We start from the raw sequence: 20,544 nt of genomic DNA on the forward strand, positions 1-20,544 counted from the left end.
AGGGGGACGCGCGTCTCACCGCGCGTCCCGCCCGGTCAGCGGCCGACGAGCAGCAGTGCCGCCGGGGACACCGTCACCACCAGGCCGACCAGCACCGCCAGCACCGTGGTCTGCAGGTCCTCGGCGCGGCGGATCTTCCGCACGATCCAGACCAGCGCGACCACCACCAGCAGCGCCGCCACCAGCGCGGCCGCCGGGATGTTCACCCACAGCCAGTTGAAGCCCAGCCAAACGGCCGCGCCGCCGACGACACCCATCGCCAGCTGGCCGGCCAGCGCCAGCCACGCCTTGCCGGGCGACGTCGCGGGCTCCGGCTCGCCGGCCGGCTCGGGCGCGTCGTCGTACTCGTCGTCCTCGTAGCCTTCGCCCTGCTCGTAGCCGTAGTCGTCCTGCTCGAAGTCCGGGCCGTCCGCCGGGTAGCCGTCGGCGAACTCGCGCTCGTAGGGCTCGAGGTCGTCCGGGATCGGCGTCCGCGCGGCACGGTCGCCGGGCGCGAACGGCATCGGCGGCGGGTACGTCCCGGTCGGCGGTCCCGCGTCGTAGGCGGCCTGGTAGCCGCTGCTTTCCGGCGCGAAGCCCTCGGGCTCGAAGTCGTCGTCGGGGTAGCCGTCGGCCGGGGCGTCGGTGGGCACCACCGGCATGACGCCGATCTCGGTGTCCTCCAACTGCTCCTTCTGCCGGCGCTTGCGCCAGTTCGCGAGCCCACCCGGCGACGACGGCGGCTGGTCGGCCGCGTCGGGCTTCTTCCCGGGCGCCGGCGGGAGCGGCGGCGGCCCACCGGCCACCGCGTCGAACTGCTCGGTGTACGCCTCCTGCTGCGGCTGCGGACGGCGCGCCGGGCCCCGGCGCGGACGCCCGGGCGCGGCCGGCGGCGGCGCGAAGGTCCCGCTGGCCATCGGGCCCGGCGGGACGTCGACCTCGGCGTCCGGGGTGCCGTTGAGACCGTCGAGCCGGGCCGAGAGCGGCCCGCTGGGCGGCGGGGGCGTCGGCAGCTGCTGCGAGGGCTGCGGCGGGGTCGGCAACTGCTGCGAAGCCTGCGGGGGCGGGCGGCGCCGGACCGGCGGGACGGCCCCGCGGGTCTCCTCGGCCACCGGCGGCGGGGTCGGCAGCTGCTGGGACGGCTGCGGGGGCGGCGGCTGACGCCGTGGCGCGCGCGGCGGCACCGGCAGCTGCGCCGACTCCTGCGGGCTCGGGTACTGCCCCGACGGCTGCGGCGCGGACGGCGGGCTCGCGAACTGCCCCGATTCCTGGGGCGGCCGCGCGTACTGGCCCGAGGGCTGCGGCGGCGCCGGGGGACGCGCGTACTGACCGGACTCGCCGCCGCCGGGAGCGGGACGGGCCGGGGGCTGCTGGACCGGCCGCGGCAGCGGCTGGGAGTCCTGCGGGACCGCGCGGGGCGCGGGCGGCGGCGGGGACGGCGGCTCGGCGCGGCGCCGTCCGGCGGGCCGGTTCGGCGGCGGAGGCGTGCCCTCGCCGGCGACCCGGTCGATGATCGCCTGCGGGCCGGTGTCGGTCACACCCGGCACACCAGGACGCCGGTGGGAACCGGTGGCACCGGGCGGGGCGTCCGGGGTGGCGGGCTCGTCGTCGTCATCGGCCGCGCGCCGCCGGCGACGGCGGTTGCCGCCGTCGACCTGGGCACCGTGCTGGGCGAGCAGCTCAGCCACGGTCTTCTGCGGCTGGCCGTCTCCGGTCTGGTCCGTCATACCTGGCAATCCCCTGCGCGCTCCGGGTCCTCGGCACTCGGCGAAGCCATATCCGACGGCCCGCCGGCGGCGCCGCGCGCGCTGTACGCCGACCTCTGCATGTCCGTCACCTCTCCACCGTGCCCGTTATCCGTTCGGGAAGTCCAGTCGCCTGCTTTCACCGGTCCTCCTGTGCGCCGAAGCGCGCCACGAGAGCGGCTCCAGTTTCATCCGCGCCGGTGGAATGGTCCAGCCGCCGCAGGATGACACCTTCTCGCAGAGCCCACGGGCAGATCTCGAGTTCCGGCAATCCGAGCGCCCGCATCGTGGCCTGCGCGACGAGCGCGCCGGCCACCAGCTGGTGCGACCGGCTCGAGCTGACGCCCTCGAGCTGGGCGAGGTCGGCCGACGGCATCCGCGAGATGAACGCCAGGAGCTGGCGCAATGCGGTGTCCGTGAGCGTACGTCGGACGCGCGGGCCGGCCGCCGAGGGGGCGGCGCCGGTCAGCCGGGCGAGCGACCGGAACGTCTTCGACGTCGCCACGACACGATCGGGTTCACCCCATTTGGTGACCTTCCGCGCGAGCTCGGTGAGCTGGTCGTCCAGCCACGCCGACGTCGCGACGAGCTCGGAGCGCGTCGGCGGGTCGTGCTTGAAGCGGGTGCGCGTGGTGCGGCCCGCGCCCAGCGGCAGCGACTCGGCCAGGACGGGCTCTTCGTCGCGGCCCATCGCGATCTCCAGCGAGCCGCCGCCGATGTCCAGCACGAGCAGCTGGCCGGCCGACCAGCCGTACCACCGGCGGACGGCGAGGAAGGTGAGCCGGGCTTCGTCGGTGCCGGAGAGGACCCGCAGCTCGACGCCGGTGCGGTCGGCCACGCGGGCGAGCACCTTGGCGGAGTTCTTCGCTTCGCGGACCGCGGAGGTGGCGAAGGCCATGACCTCTTCGCAGCCGAGCCGGACGGCGGCTTCCTTGGCGGACTCGACGGCGGTCACGAGGTCGTCGGCGCCGGCCTTGCTGAGCTCGCCGCCGGGGGTGAGCTGCTCGGCCAGGCGGAGCACGGACTTTTCGGAATGCATCGGGGTCGGGTGGGCGCCACGGTGGGCGTCGACCACGAGCAGGTGGACGGTGTTGGAACCGACGTCGAGTACCCCTAGGCGCACGGGGGTCCAGGGTACCGGGCCCAGCGCCAGGTCTCGAACTTGTAACCAACAACACTCGGTGTGGTACCGCCCCGGCGCGCCTGCGCGAGGGCGGTACCACCCGAAACGGGACTTACGTCTCGAACTTGTAGCCCAGGCCCCGGACCGTCACCAGGTGCCGCGGCGAGCCCGGGTCCGGTTCGATCTTCGACCGCAGCCGCTTCACGTGGACGTCGAGCGTCTTCGTGTCGCCGACGTAGTCCGCGCCCCACACCCGGTCGATCAGCTGGCCGCGCGTGAGCACCCGGCCGACGTTGCGGAGCAGGTACTCCAGCAGGTCGAACTCCTTGAGCGGCAGCGACACCTCGGCGCCGTCCACCGTCACCACGTGGCGCTCGACGTCCATCCGCACCGGGCCCGCCGACAGCACCAGCGGGGCCAGCTCGCCTTCGGCGCCCGGCTCGCCGCCGCGCCGCAGCACCGCCCGCACGCGCGCGATGAGCTCACGGGCCGAGTACGGCTTCGTGACGTAGTCGTCCGCGCCCAGTTCCAGGCCGACGACCTTGTCGATCTCGCTGTCACGCGCGGTCACCATGATCACCGGCACGGCCGAGCGCTGCCGCAGCTGCTTGCAGACGTCGGTGCCGCTCATCCCGGGCAGCATGAGGTCGAGCAGCACGATGTCGGCGCCGTTGCGGTCGAACTCCTCCAGCGCGGCCTGGCCGGTGCCGGCCACGGCCGCGGTGAACCCTTCCTTGCGCAGCAGGAAGGCGAGGGGGTCGGCGAACGACTCCTCGTCCTCGACGATGAGAACCCTGGTCACAGGTTTCCTCCATGATCTGGGCTGTCCTGCCCGGTAACCACGAGCCTCGGGGTGCGCTCGGGGGTCTTCTCCTGCCGTGGTGCCGGCGAGGTCTTGGTCGCCCGCGCCGGCTCGGGAGCCGGCTCCGGGCTGACGTGCGCGGGGATGCGCAGCGTGAACGTCGAGCCGGTGCCCGCGCGGCTCCACAGCCCGACCGAGCCGCCGTGGTTGGCCGCGACGTGCTTGACGATCGCCAGGCCCAGCCCGGTGCCGCCGGTGGCGCGCGAGCGGGCCTTGTCGGCGCGGTAGAAGCGCTCGAACACCCGGGTCTGCTCGTCCTCCGGGATGCCGATGCCGCGGTCGGTGACGGCGACCTCGACCATCCCGTCGGCGAGCCGGCGCGAGATCGACACCGGGCTGCCGGCCGGCGAGTACGCGACGGCGTTCTCCAGCAGGTTCGACAGCGCGGTGACCAGCAGCGTCCGGTCGCCTTCGATGAGCAGGCCGCTGGGGGTGTCGGTGGTGATCCGGATGTCGGCCGACTCGGCCGAGAGCGTCGTCCGGCCGAGCGCCTCGCGCACGACCGCGTCGACCTCGACGACGTTGAGGTCCGGCAGCCGCTCGGCGCCCTGCAGCCGCGAAAGCGCGATCAGCTCGGTGACGAGCTGGCCGAGCCGGGTGGACTCGCGGAGGATCTTGCCGCCGAAGCGGCGGACCTCCTCGACGTCCTCGGCGGCGTCGAGCACGGCCTCGGTGAGCAGCGCGATCGCGCCGACCGGGGTCTTGAGCTCGTGGCTGACGTTGGCGACGAAGTCGCGGCGCACGGCCTCCAGCCGGATGGCCTCGGAGTGGTCGACGGCCTCGACGACGGTGAAACCGTCGCCGAGCGGCCGGACCTGGCCGAGCACCGCCTCCGGCTGGCGGCCGCGCGCTTCGAGGGGCGAGAGGTCGATCTCCATCGGCTCGTCGGTCTCGACGACCTGCTCGGCGGCCCTGCGGGCCCGCGCGTCGGCCTGGTTGACCTTCACCAGGCCCAGCTCGTAGGCACGCGGGTTGTGCAGCACCATGTCGCCGAACTTGTTGAGCACGACGACGCCGTTGTGGGACGACCGGACCAGCCGTTCGAGGAGCTCCGCGATGGTCGGCCCCGGCGGCCGGGCCTCTTCGCGCCGGGTCCGGGCCCGCGCGACGAGGTAGCCGACCACCGCACCGGCCACCAGTGTCCCGATGGCCAGTGCGAGGGAAACAGGCGTGGTCACAGGCCGATCGTAAGCTGAGAAGTGGCCCTTCGGCCTAGCGTTGTCCGCCTTGTCGTGAGCACCGCGACACCTGGCGAAGACTTGTTCGCCGGTGCTTCAGGCGGCGTTCACCCGATCGATTCCGCGGCGAGACATTCCGGGTGAATCACGCGTCGCCGTCGAGAGTCTTCAAATCGTCGTCCGTGAGCTTCAACGCGGCCGCGGCGACGTTCTGTTCGAGGTGGGCGACATCGCCGGTGCCCGGGATGGCGAGCACGTGCGGTCCTTGGTGGAGGGTCCACGCGAGCCGCACCTGGGCCGGGGTGGCGTCATGCCGGCGCGCGACCTCGGCGACGCGGGCGTCCTCGCCCGTCCCGCTCGCGACGGCGAAGAACGGCACGAAGGCGATCCCGCGCTCGGCGCACATCCGGACGATCTCGTCGTCCTCGCGCCGCGCGGTGAGGCCGTACTGGTTCTGGACGCAGACGACCGGCGCGATCTCGAGCGCCTCCGTCAGGTGGTGCGGCGCGACGTTGGAGATGCCCAGCTCGCGGATGAGGCCCTGCTCGCGCAGCTCGGCGAGCGCGCCGAAGCCGTCCGCGAGCGAGCCCTCCCCGCGGTCGAGGCCCTCGCCGATCCGGTAGTTGGCGACGTCGAGGTGCTCGAGGCCCAGCTCGCGCAGGTTCTCTTCGACCTGGGCGCGCAGCTGGTCCGGCCGGGCGGTGTAGAACGCGCCGGTGAAGTCGCGGCCCGGGCCGACCTTGGTGGTGATCGTCAGGTCGTCGTACGGCGCGAGGGCCCGGTTGATCAGCTCGTTCGCCGAACGCGGGCCGGCGAAGTAGAAGACGGCGGTGTCGATGTGGTTCACGCCGAGCTCGACGGCGCGGCGGAGCACGGCGATCGACGTCTCGCGGTCGCGGACGCCGCCGTCCGAAGTGGACATCAGGCGCATGGCGCCGAAGCCGAGCCGGTTGACTTCGAAGGAGCCGAGCTTCCAGGTGCCCGCCGCGGCGGCGGGGAGGGTGTTCGTGGTCATGGCTCCAGCCTTCCCACCTGGCCGGGAAGCCGCCGGGAATGGCAGTTTGCTGCCACACTGGAATGCGTGGAGAGAGTCAGTGACGTCGTCGTCGTGCGGGGTGAAGCGGAGCTGTTCGAGCGGACCGCCCACCTGTTCGCGGCCGCGACGGAGGTTTCGTGCGCGGCCCGCGACCTGCACACGTGGTCGGTGGCGCACCCGACCGCGCCCGAGCGGGAGCAGGCGGTGCGGGACACGAACGTGCGCAAGATGTACCTGCCCGGCGTGCTGTTCGACCCGGCGCTGGCCGAGCACCTGCGGTTCATGGCCACGCACGGCGCGCGCATCCGGATCACCGAGCGCGAGGTCAACGAAACGATCCTGCTCGACCGGCGGATCGCGATCGTGGCGGGCGACAACGTCGGTGGCGTCCGCAGCTACACGGTCGTCAGCAGCCCGGACCTGGTCCAGGGCATCCAGTCGCTGTTCGAGGCGGCCTGGGCCGGCGCCACCGACCTCGAGTCCTACCAGGCCCGGTTCACCGAGCTGGGCGCGCGCGAAATCCTCGTGCAGCTGGCGTCCGGCTGCAAGGACGAGACGGCGGCCCGCGCACTCGGCGTCGGCCTGCGGACCTACCGGCGGCGGGTGGCGGAGCTGATGGAGCTCCTCGGCGCGTCGTCGCGGTTCCAGGCCGGGGCACGGGCTCGCGAGGCCGGCCTCCTGTGAAGCTCGCGCTGCTGGGACTGCTCCTGGTGACGTCCGCGTGCACGGTCACCGGCACGACCGCGCCGATCCCGGAGAACCTCGCCCTGGTCGACGGGCACGGGACGAGCGCCGCCCTCGACGCGGTGAAGACGGTCACCGAGGCGGTGTTCAGCTACGACTCCGCGAACCCGGCGGCGTTCGACCAGACCGTCGCGGCGAACGTCACGGGAGCGGCGAAGGACCAGCTCGCGGCGTGGTTCGATCCGATCCGGAAGAGCTCCCAGGCGGTGCACCAGGTCACGCAGGTGCGGACGGCGGCCGCGGTGGAGTTCACCGGCGACCGGCTCCGCGAACTGGCCGTGCTCGCGCAGGGCAGCGGCCCCTCGGAGGGGCTGCGCACGGTCTCGCTCACCGCGGTCCGGGAAAGCGGGCGCTGGCGGCTCTCCGACATCACGGTGGACCCGGCCCTGCCGGCTCCCGCGCCGCAGCCGGACGACGGCAGCCCGGGCGGGAGGCGCGACGCGGCGCTGGCCGGGGCCCGCACGATCGCCGGCGCCCTGTTCACGGCCGACAGCGCCGACCCGGAGGGCTGGTACGCGCGGGCCGAGGCCGTCACCACCGATCAGCTGCTGAACGGCTACCGCGCGAAGAAGGCGACCTACATCGACTCGGTCCGCCGGAGCGGCACGAAGGTCAGCCTGGGGGCGAACCCGGTGGCCGGGGTGCTCGCGATCAACGACGCCGGGGCCGTTGTGCTGTTCTTCACGACGCTGCAGGTGACCGACTCGGCCGGGAAGGTGACCGGCAGGCCCTTCACGGCCGAGCTCGACGTCGTCCGTGAAGGGTCCGCGTGGAAGGCGACCGGCGTCCGGCCGGTCATCGGGCCCTGAGTCAGCGACCCTGGTTGGCGACCGCGGCCGCGGCTTCCTTGGCGGCCTCGGGGTCGAGGTACTCGCCGCCGGCCTTGACCGGCTTCAGGTCGGCCGTGAGGTCGTAGCGCAGCGGGATGCCGGTCGGGATGTTCAGGCCGGCGATGTCGGCGTCGGAGATCCCGTCGAGGTGCTTCACGAGCGCGCGCAGCGAGTTGCCGTGCGCGGCGACCAGGACGGTCTTGCCCGCGCGCAGGTCCGGCACGATCTCGGACTCCCAGTACGGCAGCAGCCGCTCGACGACGTCCTTGAGGCACTCGGTCAGCGGCGCCTTGTCGCCGAGGTTCGCGTAGCGGGGGTCGTCCGCCTGGCTCCACTCGTCCTTCGGGTCGATCGGCGGCGGCGGGGTGTCGTACGAGCGGCGCCAGAGCATGAACTGCTCTTCGCCGAACTCGGCCAGGGTCTGCTTCTTGTCCTTGCCCTGCAGCGCGCCGTAGTGGCGCTCGTTGAGGCGCCAGTCGCGCTTGACCGGGATCCAATGCCGGTCGGCGGCGTCCAGCGCGATGTTCGCGGTGGAGATCGCCCGGCGCAGCAGCGAGGTGTGCACCACGTCCGGCAGCAGGCCGGCGTCGGACAGCAGCTGCCCGCCCTGGCGGGCTTCGCCCTCGCCCTGCTCCGACAGCGGCACGTCCACCCAGCCGGTGAACAGGTTTTCCGCGTTCCACGTGCTCTGCCCGTGGCGGAGCAGCACCAACGTCCCGAGTTCAGCCATGGACTCAGCCTGCCATGACGGACCACGGCGCTCACTGGTGACCTCGCGTCCTACGCAGAGTGCGTTACCCCGGAGTAACACCTCACCCTTCAACAAGTCCAAGTGCCAACAACGCGCAAAATCCGGGCATCAGACTGCACACCGTTATCGTCTCGATCAAAGTTCACTCGAACGGACTAGTGAGTAGTCTTGTGATTACAGGTCGAGATCTGACAGGTTGACTTACGTCCCGAGCGGCCGGATTCCACGCACTCCCCGGCCGGTTTCGGGCTTCGACCGCGGCTCGTCTCCCCCCTGCCGAGCCGCGGCCCGCCGGCCCCGTTGACACCCCCCTCGTCACCGGGTCCTGATCGGCGGGAACTTCAGCGGGGCGGCTCGAGATCGCGACTCCCCCCTCCCTCGAGCCGTCCCGCCTGCCCGCTCACACCTCCGTGTGCACCGGCTCCGGCTTCACCGGACGGCGACGGCGGTTCAGCCGCCAGCCCAGCCACCCGAGCGGCACCACGATCAGCAGGAACGGCGCGATCGCCCCCAGCACGGTCAGCAGGCCGCCGCCGAAGGTCAGGAACGCGTCCCAGCCGCCGGCCAGCCCGCCCAGGAACCCGCTGCGGTCTTCGGTGACCGGCGCCGGCGCCGCCACGCTGCGGATGCTCATCGCCACGGTCGCCATCGCGACGCTGCCCGCGAGGGAGTTCCGCTGCTGTTCGAGGGATTCGAGCGCCGACTCGCGGCTCGTCAGCTCGCTTTCGATCGACGTGATGTCCGACACGGACGTCGCCTGCGAAAGCAGCGCGCGGATCCGCTCGACCGACTTCCGCTGCGTCGCCAGCCGCGCTTCGACGTCGACGACCTGCTCGGTCACGTCCTGGGTGTTCAGCTCCCGCTTCACCAGGCTCAAGCCCAGGTGCGAAAGCTGGTCGAGCACGGGGTCGAGCCGCTCCGCGGGCACCGCCAGCGACAGCGTCGCCGTGTCCTCGCCGGTGCTCTCCTGCCCGGTGTAGCCGCCCGCGCCCTGCGCGATCCCGCGGGCCTGCGCGACGACGTCGACGACCTTGGTGGCCGTCAGCTCCAGCCGGGCGCTGCGCGAAAGCTTGCGGTCGGTGGCCCCGGCCTGCGGCGGGGTGACCTTCGAGTTCTGTTCGGCCTTGCCGTTGCCGCCGGTGCCCTGCTGGGGCGCGGCGGGCACCCGGGCCGGCCCGGCGCTGTCCGCCGTGGACGCCCCGTTCCCCGCCGACGAGCAGCCGGCCAGCACGAACGCCACCGCGGTAGCCGCCAGCGCCGCTCTCCATCGAGTCCGCATCGTGGGTCTCCCTCCAGTTTCGACTGGCGGTGAGACGGATGTCCGGTTCAGGGCCGTTGCACGGCCCGGGTCACGACTCGGTCAAGCCCGGTTCGTGCGGCTTCGCCGGCGCGACGAGGTGCTTGAACGCCTGCAGGTTGGCCAGCGACTCGCCGCGGGAGACGCGCCAGTCCCACTCACGCTTGATCGACGTCGCGAAGCCGATCTCCAGCAGCGTGTTGAAGTCGCCGTCGGCGGCTTCGAGGACCTGGCCGAGGACCTTGTCGAGCTCCTCGGCGGACATCGTGTCCTTGCCGAACCGGCCGACCAGGTAGATGTCGCCCAGACTGTCCACTGTGTAGTGCACGCCGTAGAGCTTCGCGTTGCGCTGCAACAGGAACCGGTAGACGTCCTCATGGGACTCATCGGGACGGCGGCAGACGAAGGCCTCCACCGAAAACGCGTGGTCGCCGTCGACGAGCCACGCGTTCGTCTGCAGCTTCTTCGTCCCCGGCAACGTGACGAAGTACTTTCCCGGACCGCGCTTGTCGTACTCGAGCTCCGAAGAGTCCAAAGTAGACTGGATCAGCTCGTCCAGGCTCACACCGCCACCTCCGCGCGCAGGTCCAGCGCGTGCCGGAAAGCGCTGGTGGCCTGAGCATAGATGTCCAGGAGGGCGTCCGTCGTGCGGCGCCAGGAGAACCGCCCCGCGTGCACGACGGCGTTCGCGCCGAGCTCGGCGCGGCGGTCCGGGCGCAGGGCGACGGCGGCCAGCGCGTCCGCCCACTCCTCGGCGCCGTGCCCGGGAACCAGCAGCCCGGAGACCCCGTGCGGCACCGCCACCGGCAGCCCGCCGACCTCCGCCGCGACCACCGGCGTCCCGCAGGCCTGCGCCTCCAGCGCGACCAGGCCGAACGACTCGTTGTAGCTGGGCACCGCGACGACGTCGGCGGCGCGGAAGACCCGGGCGAGCGCTTCGCCCGGCTGCGGCGGCAGGAACCGGACCTGCCGCTCGATGCCCAGCGACACGGCCAGCTCGCGCAGGGCCTGCGGCTGCTCCAGCCCGGTGCCCGACGGCCCGCCGACGATCAGCACGACCAGGCGAGCGGCCAGCTCGGGGCGTCGGCGCAGCATCGCGGCCGCGGCGTGCAGCAGCACGTCCGGCGCCTTGAGCGGCTGGATCCGGCCGGCGAACGCCAGCACGACGTCGTCGTCGGCCAGGCCCAGCTCGGCCCGCGCGACGGCCTGGGAACCCGGCGTGAAGCGTTCGAGGTCGACACCCGGCGGCACGGCGTGCACCGCGTGCGGCTCGGCGTCGTAGAGGTCGACGAGCTGCCGCGCCTCGACCGCGGTGTTGGCGACCAGCCGGTCGGCCTCGGCGACCACCTGCTCCTCGCCGATGACGCGGACGCGCGACTCGGGGCGGTCGCCCTCGGCGAGCGCGGCGTTCTTCACCTTCGCCAGCGTGTGCGCGGTGTGCACCAGCGGCACCGACCAGCGGTCGCGCGCCAGCCAGCCGACCTGGCCCGAGAGCCAGTAGTGCGAGTGGATGAGGTCGTAGTACCCGGGCTCGTGGAAGGCCTCGGTGCGCAGCACGCCGGAGGTGAACGCGCACAGCTGCGCGGGCAGCTCGTCGCGGCTCAGCGGCTCGAACGGACCGGCCTGCACGTGGCGGACGGTCACGCCGGGCGCGAGCTCGGCCACCGGCGGCTGGTCCGACGCCGTCGCGCGGGTGAACACCTCGACCTCGACGCCCTGGCGGGCCATCTCGACCGCCGTCTGGCTGACGTAGACGTTCAACCCGCCCGCGTCGCCGGTCCCCGGCTGCTCGAGTGGCGAGGTGTGCACGGACAGCACCGCGACCCGGCGCGGCGCAGCACGGAACCCCGGGATGGAGCTGGTCACCTGGTCGTCTCCCGCGTTACGTCAGCATTCCTCGGCGAACTGCCGGAGTACCGCGTCGAACTCGTCCGCGGACTCGGCGAAGGGCGCATGCCCCCCGTCAAGGAACCAACGCCCGGTGGCACCCGGAATCTTCCCGATCGTGTGCTCCGCCGTCGACGGGTCGATCACGCGGTCGTGCGAGCCGTGCACGACGAGGGTCGGTTTGTCGACCGCGACCAGGACTTCTTCACTGCCGATGTCGCGCCGGAACAGGGCCGCACGGACCGACGGAGGAACGCTCAGGGAGGCGCCGAGCAGGGCCTGCACCTGCGCTCCGGGCACGGGGCCGCCGGCCATGTCGCGGCAGAACTCGGTGAGCGCCGGGACCGCGATGTCCGGATCGTCCGAAAGCATCGCCCGCATGTGCTCGCGCATCAGCGGGCCGACGCGCCCGCCCGCGCGGTCGCGGCCGATCTCGGTGATCGCGCCGACGAGCACGATCCCGCGCAGCCGTGCGGTGCCGTGCACCCGGATGTGGTCGGCGAGCACCAGGCCGCCGTAGGACCAGGCGACGACGATCGCGTCCGGTCCGGCGAAGTCGAGCACCGCGGCGAGGTCGTCGGCCCAGGCGACGGGGTCGTCGTAGCCCGCGGCCGGGACGTCGGACGCGCCGTGGCCGCGCAGGTCCATCGCGACCAGCCGGAACCGCTCGGTCAGCGCCGGGTCGGCGAGCTGCGCGGCCCAGCAGCCTGCCGACTGCGCCCAGCCGTGCACGAAGACGATCGGCCTGGTGTTCTCCGCGCCTTCGACCCGCAGGCCGAGCCGGACCCCGCCGTACCCGACGACCTCGGTGCGCACGGGTTACTTCGCTCCCAGCCCTTGCCAGGCCGCCCAGCTGTAGTTCCAGTCCTTGACGTCCGAGGCCATCGGCGCGCCCAGCTTGGAGCCGGTGATCTCGACCGGGTCGCCGACCAGCGCGGAGTCGAAGAAGTCCTTGGCGTCGGCCTCGAGCAGGTTGACGCAGCCGTGGGAGTTGTTGGTCTTCCCGATGTTGGCCGCGTTGTCCTGGTTCTCGTGGATGTACTCGCCGTGGTTGGAGAAGCGGCAGGCCCACTTCTTGTTGACGTTCGTGTAGCCGTAGCGGGCGTTGTCGAACACCGCCGTCGGCTCCTTGCTCATGACGATGTAGGTGCCGTTCGGCGTGTTGCGGTCGACCTCGGCGTCCAGCCCGTTCGCGCACGGGTAGCTCTTGTACTGCGAGCCGCCGCGGTAGACGTGCATCTGGTGCTCGGGGGTGTTGACCTTGACCACCTGGTTGCGGCCGATCTTGAACTTCGTCGTGACGTCGGCCTTGCCGTACGCGCCGCCACCCAGCTCGACGCCGTACAGCTTCGCCTCGACGCTCACGGTGATGTTCTGCGGCCAGTACTCCTTCGGCCGGTAGTCGACCTGCGAGTCCGACAGCCAGCCCCAGGCGCCTTCGACGTTCTTGTCCGTCTTCACCGACAGGGCCTTCTCGACCGCCGCGCGGTCCTTGACCGGCGACTGGAACTTGACGCTGATCGGCATGGCGACGCCGACCTGCTGGTTGTCGGCCGGGTTGAGCGTGGCGCGGACCTGCTTGGCCGGGGTGACCGTGCTGAAGGTGCCGGTGAGCTCGACCGGCTTGCCGTCGGTGCCGGTGGCCTTGGCCGCGTAGGTGTAGGTCTTGCCGTAGCCGAGCGGCTCGGAGCTGGTCCAGGTGAGCCCGTCCGGCGCGGTGTCGCCCTTGACGGCCTTGCCGCCGTCGGCGGTCACCTTGCACTCGGTGAGCTTGCCGTCGGCGACCTTGATGGTGACCGGCTTGAGGACGGCGGCGTCCTTGGTGTTGACGGCGGGCTCGGCCGTGATCTTCGCCACGGGCTGCGCGCCGCCCTCACCGTCGGCGCCCGCGGCGCCGGTGGGCAGCGCGGTGCCGTCGTTCGTGCTCGAACACGCCGCGGCGACCAGGGCGGCCCCCGCCGCCAGAGCGGCCTTGAAGACCATTCGCCGTTCGATCACCGAAACCTCCTGAGTTTCCCCCACCGACCAGCGGGTCCACGCCCTTAGCGCTGGTTACCCGCCCGACGTTACCTCCCGAAAGGTAAAGACCATCCGATCAGGTGGACGCCACACATGTCGACAAAGACGTCTCATACACGTCCAGGTTGCCCGGTTCGGCTCAAATGACGCAGTTGATCAAGAGCGGTTCGGGGTGCAGCCGGACGCCGAACCGCGCGAAAACGCCGTCGCGGACCTCCCTGGCCAGCCCCAGCAGGTCTTCGGTCGTCGCCTCGCCGCGGTTGGTCAGCGCGAGGGTGTGCTTGGTCGACAGCGAGACGCGGTTCCCCGGCCCGGGGTAACCCTTCGCGAAGCCGGCGCGCTCGATCAGCCAGGCCGCGGACAGCTTGACGCCGCCCTCGGCCGGGTACTGCGGGGCCTCGGCGCCGACGCTGTCGGTGATGCGCCGCAGCACCGCTTCCGCCTCGGCCGACGGGACGATCGGGTTGGTGAAGAACGAGCCCGCGCTCCACGTGTCGTGGTCGTCCGGGTCGAGCACCATGCCCTTGCCGCGACGCAGCTTCAGCACGGCTTCGCGCGCGTCGGCCGCCGGGACGCGCGAGCCGATCTCGACGCCGAGGGTGCGCGCCAGCTCGGCGTAGCGGATGGGCGCGGAGAGGCCGTCTTCGCGGATTTCGAAGCGGACCGAGAGGACGACGCCGGAGTCGGTGCCCTTGAGGACGCTGGTGCGGTAGGCGAAGCCGAGCTCGTCCGCCTTGAGCGTGCGCACTTCCCGCGTCCGCCGGTCGTACAGCTCCACCGAGACGATCGACTCGGCGACTTCGCAGCCGTACGCGCCGACGTTCTGGATCGGCGTCGCGCCGACGCTGCCCGGGATCCCGGAGAGGCATTCGAGCCCGCCCAGGCCCGATTCGACGAGCCCGGCGACGAACGCGTCCCAGTTCTGGCCGGCCTCGACCTCCACGACGTCGCCGTCCTGGCGCCAGCCGGTGTTCGCGACCTCGATCAGCGTGCCGTCGAACCCCGCGTCGCCGACCACCAGGTTGGAGCCGCCGCCGAGCAGCAGGGCCGGTTCGCCCGCCGCGTCGGCCTCGCGGACCGCCGCGACGAGGTCTTCGCTGGTCACGGCGCTGACGAACCGGCGGGCCGGGCCGCCGAGGCGCAGCGTGGTGTACGCGGAGAGCTTCGGGAGTGCGGGAGTTCGGGCGGTGTCCACGCGTCTGACGGTACTGTCCGGCTCATGGGATCCCGGATCGAGCACCGCGCTGAGTTCTCCGCCGACGTCGCCGCGACGTACGCGGCGGTCGCCGGCGAAGACGCGCTGCGCGCGCGGCTCGAGCAGCTCGGCGGACACAGCGCGGCGCTGCTGTCGTACGAGGTCTCCGGCACGGACCTGCGGTACGAGCTGCGGCAGGGGATCAGCGCGGACAAGCTGCCGCAGGCGGTGCGGACGCTGCACAAGGGCGACCTGCTGGTGACCCGCACGCAGACCTGGCGCGTGAGCAACGACGGCACCGGCCACCAGGGCAACGCGACGGTCGAGGTCGGTGGCGTCCCGGGTGAGATCACCGCGCGGACGGCGCTGCTGGCCAACGGCGCCAAGACGGTGCTGCGGATCAGCGGCGAGGTGACGGTCCGGATCCCGCTGTTCGGCGGGAAGCTGGAGAGCGTCATCGCCGAGCAGGTCACGAAGCTGCTGGAACACGAGGCCGAATTCACGGCGAAGTGGCTCACCGAACCAAACTGAGCCCGGTCGGCGCCCCGACCCGCGGCACGACCAACCCGAACCGCCTCCGCCGGGTGGACCGGTGGATCGCTTCCGCGCCGCCCACGACCCGGTTGCTGCGCGCGGCCCCGGACCCGCTGGTCGTCGACCTCGGGTACGGCGCGTCCCCGGTGACGACGGTCGAGCTGGCGCGGTGGGTGCGGCGCGTCCGGCCGGACGTCCGGGTGCTGGGTCTGGAGCTGGATCCCGCTCGGGTGGCTGCCGCTTTGCCCGCCGCGTCGCCGCCGCTGCTGGACTTCCGCCGCGGCGGGTTCGAGCTGGCCGGGACGCGGCCGGTACTGGTCCGGGCGTTCAACGTGCTGCGGCAGTACGCGGAGGACGAGGTCGCGGGCGCGTGGGAGCTGGTGCTGGCGTCGATGGCCCCGGGCGGCCTCCTGGTCGAGGGCACGTGCGACGAGATCGGCCGGCTGTCGACGTGGGTGCTGGTGACTTCGTCCGGCCCGGTCTCGCTGACGCTGTCGATGCGGCTGGCCGGGCTCGAGAAGCCGTCGACGATCGCCGAGCGGCTGCCGAAGGCGCTGATCCACCGGAACGTCCCGGGCGAGCGGGTCCACGCGCTGCTGTCGGCGTTGGACGCCTGCTGGGCGACGGCCGCGCCACAGCAGGCGTTCGGCGTCCGGTCACGCTGGCTGGAGACGGTCCGGCTGCTGACGGCGAGGGGCTGGCCGGTGTCGGGGCCACCGTCGCGCATCCGGCTGGGTGAGCTGACGGTCCCCTGGGACTCGGTCGCCCCTGCCTGAAGCGAACGTTCACCGGGCCACCCCCGCTGCGTCACCCCGAAGTGACCTGCGGTGATCACCATTGAGCCGTGGAACTGCTGGCGCACGTCACCGAACTGCTGCGCGACGCCTTGGGCTCGCCGTGGCTGTGGGTGCTCGTCTTCGCCGTGTCCGGGTTGGACGCGCTGCTGCCGTTCATGCCCAGTGAGACGACCGTCGTGACCGTCGCCGTGCTGCTCGGGCCCGATCCGGCGAACCTCGCGCTGCTCGCCGCCGTGGCCGCCGGGGGTGCTTGGGCGGGCGACTGCCTCGGGTACGCCGTCGGCCGGGCCGCCGGGCCGCGGGCGATCGCGCGGCTGCAGCGCGGGCCGGAAGGGCAACGGCGTCATGCGTGGGCGCAGGACCAGGTGCGGCGCAACGGCGGACTGCTGATCATCGCCGCGCGGTACCTGCCCGGCGGACGCGTCGCCAGCGCGCTCGCCAACGGCAGCCTCGGGTATCCCCTGCGCCGGTTCGTGCCCCTCGACCTCGCCGGCGCGGCGATCTGGGCGGTCTACAGCGTGCTGATCGGTCTGGCCGGTGGAGCCGCCTTCGCGGACGAGCCGGTGAAGGGCCTGTTGCTGTCCTTCAGCCTCGGCCTCGGTCTGGTGGTCGCGATCGAGGCCGGGCGACGGCTACGGTCGGCCCATGCGGGAAGCGATCGACATCCACGCGGACGCCCTGAAGCGGGCGGCGCTGACGGCGGGCCCGGCGGCCCGGGTGCCGAACTGTCCGAAGTGGACTGTGCATGACCTGGTGGGGCATATCGCCTTCGTGCACTGCTTCGCCGTCGGCCTGGCGGTGAACCGGCCCGCGAAGCCGGCACCCCCGACGGACTGGGAAGACCTGCTGGGGTGGTGGGACGGCCAGCGCCTGGCCCTGCGCGAAGCCCTCGGACGCGACCCGGAATCCCCGGCGTACTCGCCGTACCCGGGCTTCGACGTGACGGTCGGCGACTGGACCCGCCGGATGGCGCACGAGACGGCGATCCACCGCCTCGACGCGGAATCGGCGCTCGCCGACGTCCCGCCGACGCGGTTCGGACCCGGCTTCGCCAACGACGGCATCGACGAGTTCCTGACCTACCTCACCCCGCGCCTCGGCAAGAAGGCCGACGTCCGCGTCACGACTCCGGAGCGCACGTGGACCCTGGGCGCACCGGGAGCCGAAGTCGACGGCGCCGCCGACGACGTCTACCGGGCGCTGTGGGGCCGTCCGCACGCCGCGTCCGTCACGGGCGACCTCACACCACTGGCGGCACCCTGACCACCCGCGGGGGACAATGCTCCGCGTGACCGCTCCCGAACGCCGCTACGTCATCACCTTCGGCTGCCCCGACCGCACCGGCATCATCGCCCGGATCTCCGGGTTCCTCGCCGAGCACGGCGGCTGGATCGTCGAAGCGGCCTACCACACCGACCCGGACACGGGCTGGTTCTTCACGCGCCAGGTCGTCCGGGCCGACTCCCTGCCGTTCGACGCCGCCGAGCTGCGCGCCCGCTTCGGCGAGGTGGCCGCGGACCTGTCGGAGGAGTCGAGCTGGCAGGTCAGCGACACCGGCGAGCGGCGCCGGGCGGTGGTGCTGGTCTCGAAGGCCGGGCACTGCCTGTACGACCTGCTCGGCCGCGTCGCGTCCGGCGAGCTCGACGTCGACATCGCCGCGGTGATCGGCAACCACGAGTCGCTCGCCGACATCACCCGCGCGCACGGGATCCCGTTCCACCACGTACCGTTCCCGGCCGGGGGCAAGGAAGCGGCGTTCGAAGAGGTCCGCAAGCTGGTCGACGAGCACGAGCCGCACGCGGTGGTGCTGGCCCGGTTCATGCAGATCCTGCCCGCGGACCTGTGCCGCGACTGGGCCGGCCGGGCGATCAACATCCACCACAGCTTCCTGCCGTCGTTCATCGGCGCGAAGCCGTACCACCAGGCGCACACGCGCGGGGTGAAGCTGGTCGGCGCGACGTGCCACTACGTGACGGCGGACCTCGACGCGGGCCCGATCATCGACCAAGACGTCATCCGCGTCGACCACGGCGACTCGGTCGAGGACATGGTCCGCAAGGGCCGCGACATCGAGAAGGTCACGCTGGCCCGCGGCCTGCGCTGGCACCTGGAGAACCGGGTGCTGGTGCACGGCAACCGGACAGTGGTGTTCTGACGCGGTTGCCGTGCCCCGGGATCACGCCCCGATGGTCGAGGCGTCGATGACGAAGCGGTAGCGCACGTCGGAGTTCTCGACGCGCTCGTAGGCGTCGTTGACCTTGTCGGCCGAGATCGTCTCGATCTCCGCGCCGATGCCGTGCTCGGCGCAGAAGTCCAGCATCTCCTGCGTCTCGGCGATGCCGCCGATCATCGAGCCGGCCAGCACCTTGTTGCCGCCCAGCAGCGAGAAAGCGTTGTACGACAGCGGTTCGCCGGGCGCGCCGACGTTCACCATCGCGCCGCCGACCTTCAGCAGGCCGAGGTAGGCGTCGATCGGCAGCTTGGCCGACACGGTGTTGAGGATGACGTCGAAGGTCCCGCGCAGGACGTCGAACGTCGCCTCGTCGCTGGTCGCGTAGTAGTGCTGCGCGCCGAGCTTGAGGCCGTCTTCCTGCTTCTTGAGGCTCTGGCTCAGCACGGTCACCTCGGCGCCCATCGCGGCGGCGATCTTGACGCCCATGTGCCCGAGCCCGCCGAGACCGATCACGGCGACCTTCTTGCCCGGCCCGGCGCCCCAGTGGTGCAGCGGCGAGTAGGTGGTGATGCCCGCGCACAGCAGCGGCGCGGCGATGTCGAGGCTGATGCCTTCGGGGATGCGGCAGACGAAGGCGTCCTTCACGACGATCTGGTTGCTGTAGCCGCCGTAGGTGTTCTCGCCGTCGAAGCCGACGCCGTTGTACGTCTGGACGTTGCCCTTGACGCAGAACTGCTCGGTGCCGGCCTTGCAGTACTCGCACTCGCCGCAGGAGTCGACCATGCAGCCGACGCCGACGCGGTCGCCGACCTGGTACTTCGTGACGTTCGCGCCGACCGCGGCGACCACGCCGGCGATCTCGTGGCCCGGGACCATCGGGAAGATCGCCTGGCCCCAGTCCTCCTTGGCCTGGTGGATGTCGCTGTGGCAGATGCCGGCGTAGGCGATGTCGATCAGGACGTCGTCCGCGCGCAGGTCACGGCGCTCGATCGTGGTCGGAGCGAGCGGCGCACCCGGCGCCGGTGCGGCAATGGCGTGCGTGGTGGTGCTCATGGAACCCTCCAGGTTCAAGTACCGTTGGTCCTCGTAAGAGGTCTCTTACATGTCTACGTAAGAGGGGTCTTACATATTTCGAGCGAGAGATGTGATCCAGGTCATGGGCGGCAAGTACCACCACGGCGATCTGCGGGCCGAGCTCGTGCGCGTCTCGCTGGACCTCATCGCCGAGCAGGGCCTCGAGGGCTTCTCGGTGGCGAAGGTCGCGAAGCTCGCGAACGTGAGCCCCGGCGCGCCCTACCGGCACTTCCCGGACCGCGGGAGCCTGCTGGCCGAGGTCGCCTGCCACATCGCCTGCCAGCTCGCCGAGCGCGTCGCCGAAGCGGCCGGCGCGTACGAGGACCCGGTGGACGCACTGGCCGCGGCCGCCGGCGCCTACACGCGTTACCTCATCGAGCGCCGGGCCGGGATGAACGTCCTCTACGCCGACGGCCTGCACGGCGAGGAACACACCCACCTCCACGAGCAGACCCGGCGGCTGACCGACGAGTTCCTCATGCGCTGCCTGGTCGTCGCCCCCGACCCGGCGACGGCGCTGGAGCTGATGGAGCAGCTGTTCACGCAGGCCCACGGCTACGGCACGTTCCAGCTCGACGGCGTCTTCGTGAAGCACGGCTACTCGGTGGACCTGGTCGTGAAGAAGTCGACCGAGGCCGCCCGCATCGCGATCGCGGGCCGGACTGTCGGTGGCACGCGCTAGCTTGGGTCCATGGGGATCACCGGCACACACATCGACACGCACGAGGCCCTGCGCGAGCTGCTGGGCGAACCGAAGCCGAGGACCAGGCAGAAGGTCCTCGCGCACATCGACGAGCACGCGCGGAACCTGATCGCGCACTCGCCGTTCGTGCTGCTCGCGACGTCGGCGCCGGACGGCAGCTGTGACGTCTCGCCCCGCGGCGACCCGGCCGGCTCGGTACTGGTGCTCGACGACCGGACGCTGGTGCTGGCCGACCGGCCGGGCAACAAGCTGATCGACAGCTTCCGCAACATCGTCGACAACCCGCACGCGGGCCTGTTGTTCCTGGTGCCGGGGATGAACGAGACGCTCAGGGTGAACGGCCGCGCGAAGCTGCTGTCGGACGCGCCGTTCTTCGACTCGCTCGCCGTGCGGGGGAAGCGGCCGAAGCTCGCGGTGGTCATCGAGGTCGAAGAGCTCTACATGCACTGCGCGAAGGCGTTCCTGCGGTCGTCGCTGTGGGACCCGGCGACGTGGCCGGACCGCACCACGCTGCCCTCGCTCGGCACGATCCTGCACGACCAGCTGTCGCTGTCGACCTCGGCCGAGGACCTGGACGCGGATCTCAACGAACGGTCGCTGAGCCAGCAATACTGAAC

22 protein-coding genes are annotated in these 20,544 nt (G+C 72.0%); 9 read left to right on the forward strand and 13 right to left on the reverse strand.

Features of this window, described 5'->3' with window-relative positions; all coding sequences use genetic code 11:
- Positions 1-35 precede the first annotated feature (35 nt).
- The 5 genes from ACZ7PG_RS15260 to ACZ7PG_RS15280 form a co-directional block, all read right to left on the reverse strand.
- On the reverse strand, positions 36-1,706 hold the full coding sequence (locus tag ACZ7PG_RS15260; RefSeq protein ID WP_470239672.1) for a hypothetical protein: 1,671 nt from the start codon (positions 1,704-1,706) through the stop codon (positions 36-38).
- Between the two features lie 157 nt (positions 1,707-1,863).
- A complete protein-coding gene (locus ACZ7PG_RS15265) occupies positions 1,864-2,847 on the reverse strand; it encodes a Ppx/GppA phosphatase family protein (RefSeq protein WP_470239673.1) in 984 nt (327 codons plus the stop codon).
- Between the two features lie 112 nt (positions 2,848-2,959).
- Positions 2,960-3,649: a response regulator transcription factor gene (locus ACZ7PG_RS15270; RefSeq protein ID WP_125310281.1), complete on the reverse strand. Its 690-nt coding sequence runs from the start codon at positions 3,647-3,649 to the stop codon at positions 2,960-2,962.
- Positions 3,646-4,887, reverse strand: coding sequence for a sensor histidine kinase (locus ACZ7PG_RS15275; protein ID WP_470239674.1), 1,242 nt, complete (start codon positions 4,885-4,887; stop codon positions 3,646-3,648). Before ACZ7PG_RS15275 ends, ACZ7PG_RS15270 begins: the two co-directional genes overlap by 4 nt.
- 145 nt (positions 4,888-5,032) lie before the next feature.
- On the reverse strand, positions 5,033-5,902 hold the full coding sequence (locus tag ACZ7PG_RS15280; protein ID WP_470239675.1) for an oxidoreductase: 870 nt from the start codon (positions 5,900-5,902) through the stop codon (positions 5,033-5,035).
- Positions 5,903-5,968: 66 nt separating this feature from the next.
- Between ACZ7PG_RS15280 and ACZ7PG_RS15285 the strand changes: the two genes are divergently transcribed.
- Positions 5,969-6,607 (forward strand): DNA-binding response regulator, encoded by a 639-nt coding sequence (locus ACZ7PG_RS15285; RefSeq protein ID WP_470239676.1) that lies wholly within the window; start codon positions 5,969-5,971, stop codon positions 6,605-6,607.
- The gene (locus tag ACZ7PG_RS15290; RefSeq protein ID WP_470239677.1) at positions 6,604-7,476 is read left to right on the forward strand and encodes a hypothetical protein; all 873 of its coding nucleotides are present in this window, start codon (positions 6,604-6,606) and stop codon (positions 7,474-7,476) included. Before ACZ7PG_RS15285 ends, ACZ7PG_RS15290 begins: the two co-directional genes overlap by 4 nt.
- A gap of 1 nt (position 7,477) precedes the next feature.
- On the opposite strand, the gene ACZ7PG_RS15295 is transcribed toward ACZ7PG_RS15290, so the two are convergent.
- The 7 genes from ACZ7PG_RS15295 to ACZ7PG_RS15325 form a co-directional block, all read right to left on the reverse strand.
- Positions 7,478-8,227: a phosphoglyceromutase gene (locus ACZ7PG_RS15295; RefSeq protein ID WP_470239678.1), complete on the reverse strand. Its 750-nt coding sequence runs from the start codon at positions 8,225-8,227 to the stop codon at positions 7,478-7,480.
- A 421-nt stretch (positions 8,228-8,648) separates the two neighbouring features.
- The gene (locus ACZ7PG_RS15300) at positions 8,649-9,527 is read right to left on the reverse strand and encodes a DUF4349 domain-containing protein (protein WP_470239679.1); all 879 of its coding nucleotides are present in this window, start codon (positions 9,525-9,527) and stop codon (positions 8,649-8,651) included.
- A gap of 70 nt (positions 9,528-9,597) precedes the next feature.
- A complete protein-coding gene (locus ACZ7PG_RS15305; RefSeq protein ID WP_470239680.1) occupies positions 9,598-10,110 on the reverse strand; it encodes a type III secretion system chaperone family protein in 513 nt (170 codons plus the stop codon).
- Positions 10,107-11,411 (reverse strand): D-inositol-3-phosphate glycosyltransferase, encoded by a 1,305-nt coding sequence (gene mshA, locus ACZ7PG_RS15310; RefSeq protein WP_470239681.1) that lies wholly within the window; start codon positions 11,409-11,411, stop codon positions 10,107-10,109. The genes ACZ7PG_RS15305 and mshA overlap by 4 nt, the downstream gene beginning before the upstream one ends.
- Positions 11,412-11,432: 21 nt before the next feature.
- On the reverse strand, positions 11,433-12,248 hold the full coding sequence (locus ACZ7PG_RS15315; protein WP_470239682.1) for an alpha/beta fold hydrolase: 816 nt from the start codon (positions 12,246-12,248) through the stop codon (positions 11,433-11,435).
- A gap of 3 nt (positions 12,249-12,251) precedes the next feature.
- Positions 12,252-13,430 (reverse strand): L,D-transpeptidase, encoded by a 1,179-nt coding sequence (locus ACZ7PG_RS15320; RefSeq protein WP_470239683.1) that lies wholly within the window; start codon positions 13,428-13,430, stop codon positions 12,252-12,254.
- Positions 13,431-13,590: 160 nt separating this feature from the next.
- Positions 13,591-14,646 (reverse strand): UDP-N-acetylmuramate dehydrogenase, encoded by a 1,056-nt coding sequence (locus tag ACZ7PG_RS15325; protein WP_470239684.1) that lies wholly within the window; start codon positions 14,644-14,646, stop codon positions 13,591-13,593.
- Positions 14,647-14,670: 24 nt separating this feature from the next.
- Here ACZ7PG_RS15325 and ACZ7PG_RS15330 point away from each other — a divergent pair, with 24 nt between their 5' ends.
- From ACZ7PG_RS15330 to purU, 5 genes are all read left to right on the forward strand, one after another.
- Positions 14,671-15,177 carry a DUF2505 domain-containing protein gene (locus ACZ7PG_RS15330; RefSeq protein ID WP_470239685.1) on the forward strand — a complete coding sequence of 169 codons (507 nt, stop codon included), beginning with the start codon at positions 14,671-14,673 and terminating at the stop codon, positions 15,175-15,177.
- Positions 15,156-15,956, forward strand: a complete 801-nt coding sequence (locus ACZ7PG_RS15335) for a class I SAM-dependent methyltransferase (protein WP_470239686.1) — start codon at positions 15,156-15,158, stop codon at positions 15,954-15,956. The genes ACZ7PG_RS15330 and ACZ7PG_RS15335 overlap by 22 nt, the downstream gene beginning before the upstream one ends.
- Positions 15,957-16,024: 68 nt before the next feature.
- Positions 16,025-16,726: a DedA family protein gene (locus ACZ7PG_RS15340; protein WP_470239687.1), complete on the forward strand. Its 702-nt coding sequence runs from the start codon at positions 16,025-16,027 to the stop codon at positions 16,724-16,726.
- The gene (locus ACZ7PG_RS15345; RefSeq protein WP_470239688.1) at positions 16,623-17,240 is read left to right on the forward strand and encodes a maleylpyruvate isomerase family mycothiol-dependent enzyme; all 618 of its coding nucleotides are present in this window, start codon (positions 16,623-16,625) and stop codon (positions 17,238-17,240) included. The genes ACZ7PG_RS15340 and ACZ7PG_RS15345 overlap by 104 nt, the downstream gene beginning before the upstream one ends.
- 16 nt (positions 17,241-17,256) lie before the next feature.
- Positions 17,257-18,132 (forward strand): formyltetrahydrofolate deformylase, encoded by an 876-nt coding sequence (purU, locus tag ACZ7PG_RS15350; RefSeq protein ID WP_470239689.1) that lies wholly within the window; start codon positions 17,257-17,259, stop codon positions 18,130-18,132.
- A 21-nt stretch (positions 18,133-18,153) separates the two neighbouring features.
- Here the strand turns inward: purU and ACZ7PG_RS15355 are convergent, their stop codons facing one another.
- Positions 18,154-19,203 carry an NAD(P)-dependent alcohol dehydrogenase gene (locus tag ACZ7PG_RS15355; protein WP_470239690.1) on the reverse strand — a complete coding sequence of 350 codons (1,050 nt, stop codon included), beginning with the start codon at positions 19,201-19,203 and terminating at the stop codon, positions 18,154-18,156.
- A gap of 103 nt (positions 19,204-19,306) precedes the next feature.
- Here ACZ7PG_RS15355 and ACZ7PG_RS15360 point away from each other — a divergent pair, with 103 nt between their 5' ends.
- Both ACZ7PG_RS15360 and ACZ7PG_RS15365 read left to right on the forward strand, forming a co-directional pair.
- A complete protein-coding gene (locus tag ACZ7PG_RS15360; protein ID WP_470239691.1) occupies positions 19,307-19,906 on the forward strand; it encodes a TetR/AcrR family transcriptional regulator in 600 nt (199 codons plus the stop codon).
- 9 nt (positions 19,907-19,915) lie between these two features.
- Positions 19,916-20,542: a pyridoxamine 5'-phosphate oxidase family protein gene (locus tag ACZ7PG_RS15365; RefSeq protein ID WP_470239692.1), complete on the forward strand. Its 627-nt coding sequence runs from the start codon at positions 19,916-19,918 to the stop codon at positions 20,540-20,542.
- Positions 20,543-20,544: the final 2 nt, after the last annotated feature.

The organism is Amycolatopsis sp. NPDC114504 (assembly GCF_055633595.1).

Bases quoted from the DNA above. Each gene is read 5' to 3' on its own strand.
- purU (WP_470239689.1), top strand. From the start codon at position 17,257: ATGCTCCGCGTGACCGCTCCCGAACGCCGCTACGTCATCACCTTCGGC.
- ACZ7PG_RS15345 (WP_470239688.1), top strand. From the start codon at position 16,623: ATGCGGGAAGCGATCGACATCCACGCGGACGCCCTGAAGCGGGCGGCG.
- ACZ7PG_RS15260 (WP_470239672.1), bottom strand. From the start codon at position 1,706: ATGACGGACCAGACCGGAGACGGCCAGCCGCAGAAGACCGTGGCTGAG.
- ACZ7PG_RS15365 (WP_470239692.1), top strand. From the start codon at position 19,916: ATGGGGATCACCGGCACACACATCGACACGCACGAGGCCCTGCGCGAG.
- ACZ7PG_RS15300 (WP_470239679.1), bottom strand. From the start codon at position 9,527: ATGCGGACTCGATGGAGAGCGGCGCTGGCGGCTACCGCGGTGGCGTTC.
- ACZ7PG_RS15280 (WP_470239675.1), bottom strand. From the start codon at position 5,902: ATGACCACGAACACCCTCCCCGCCGCCGCGGCGGGCACCTGGAAGCTC.
- ACZ7PG_RS15295 (WP_470239678.1), bottom strand. From the start codon at position 8,227: ATGGCTGAACTCGGGACGTTGGTGCTGCTCCGCCACGGGCAGAGCACG.
- ACZ7PG_RS15330 (WP_470239685.1), top strand. From the start codon at position 14,671: ATGGGATCCCGGATCGAGCACCGCGCTGAGTTCTCCGCCGACGTCGCC.
- ACZ7PG_RS15355 (WP_470239690.1), bottom strand. From the start codon at position 19,203: ATGAGCACCACCACGCACGCCATTGCCGCACCGGCGCCGGGTGCGCCG.
- ACZ7PG_RS15360 (WP_470239691.1), top strand. From the start codon at position 19,307: ATGGGCGGCAAGTACCACCACGGCGATCTGCGGGCCGAGCTCGTGCGC.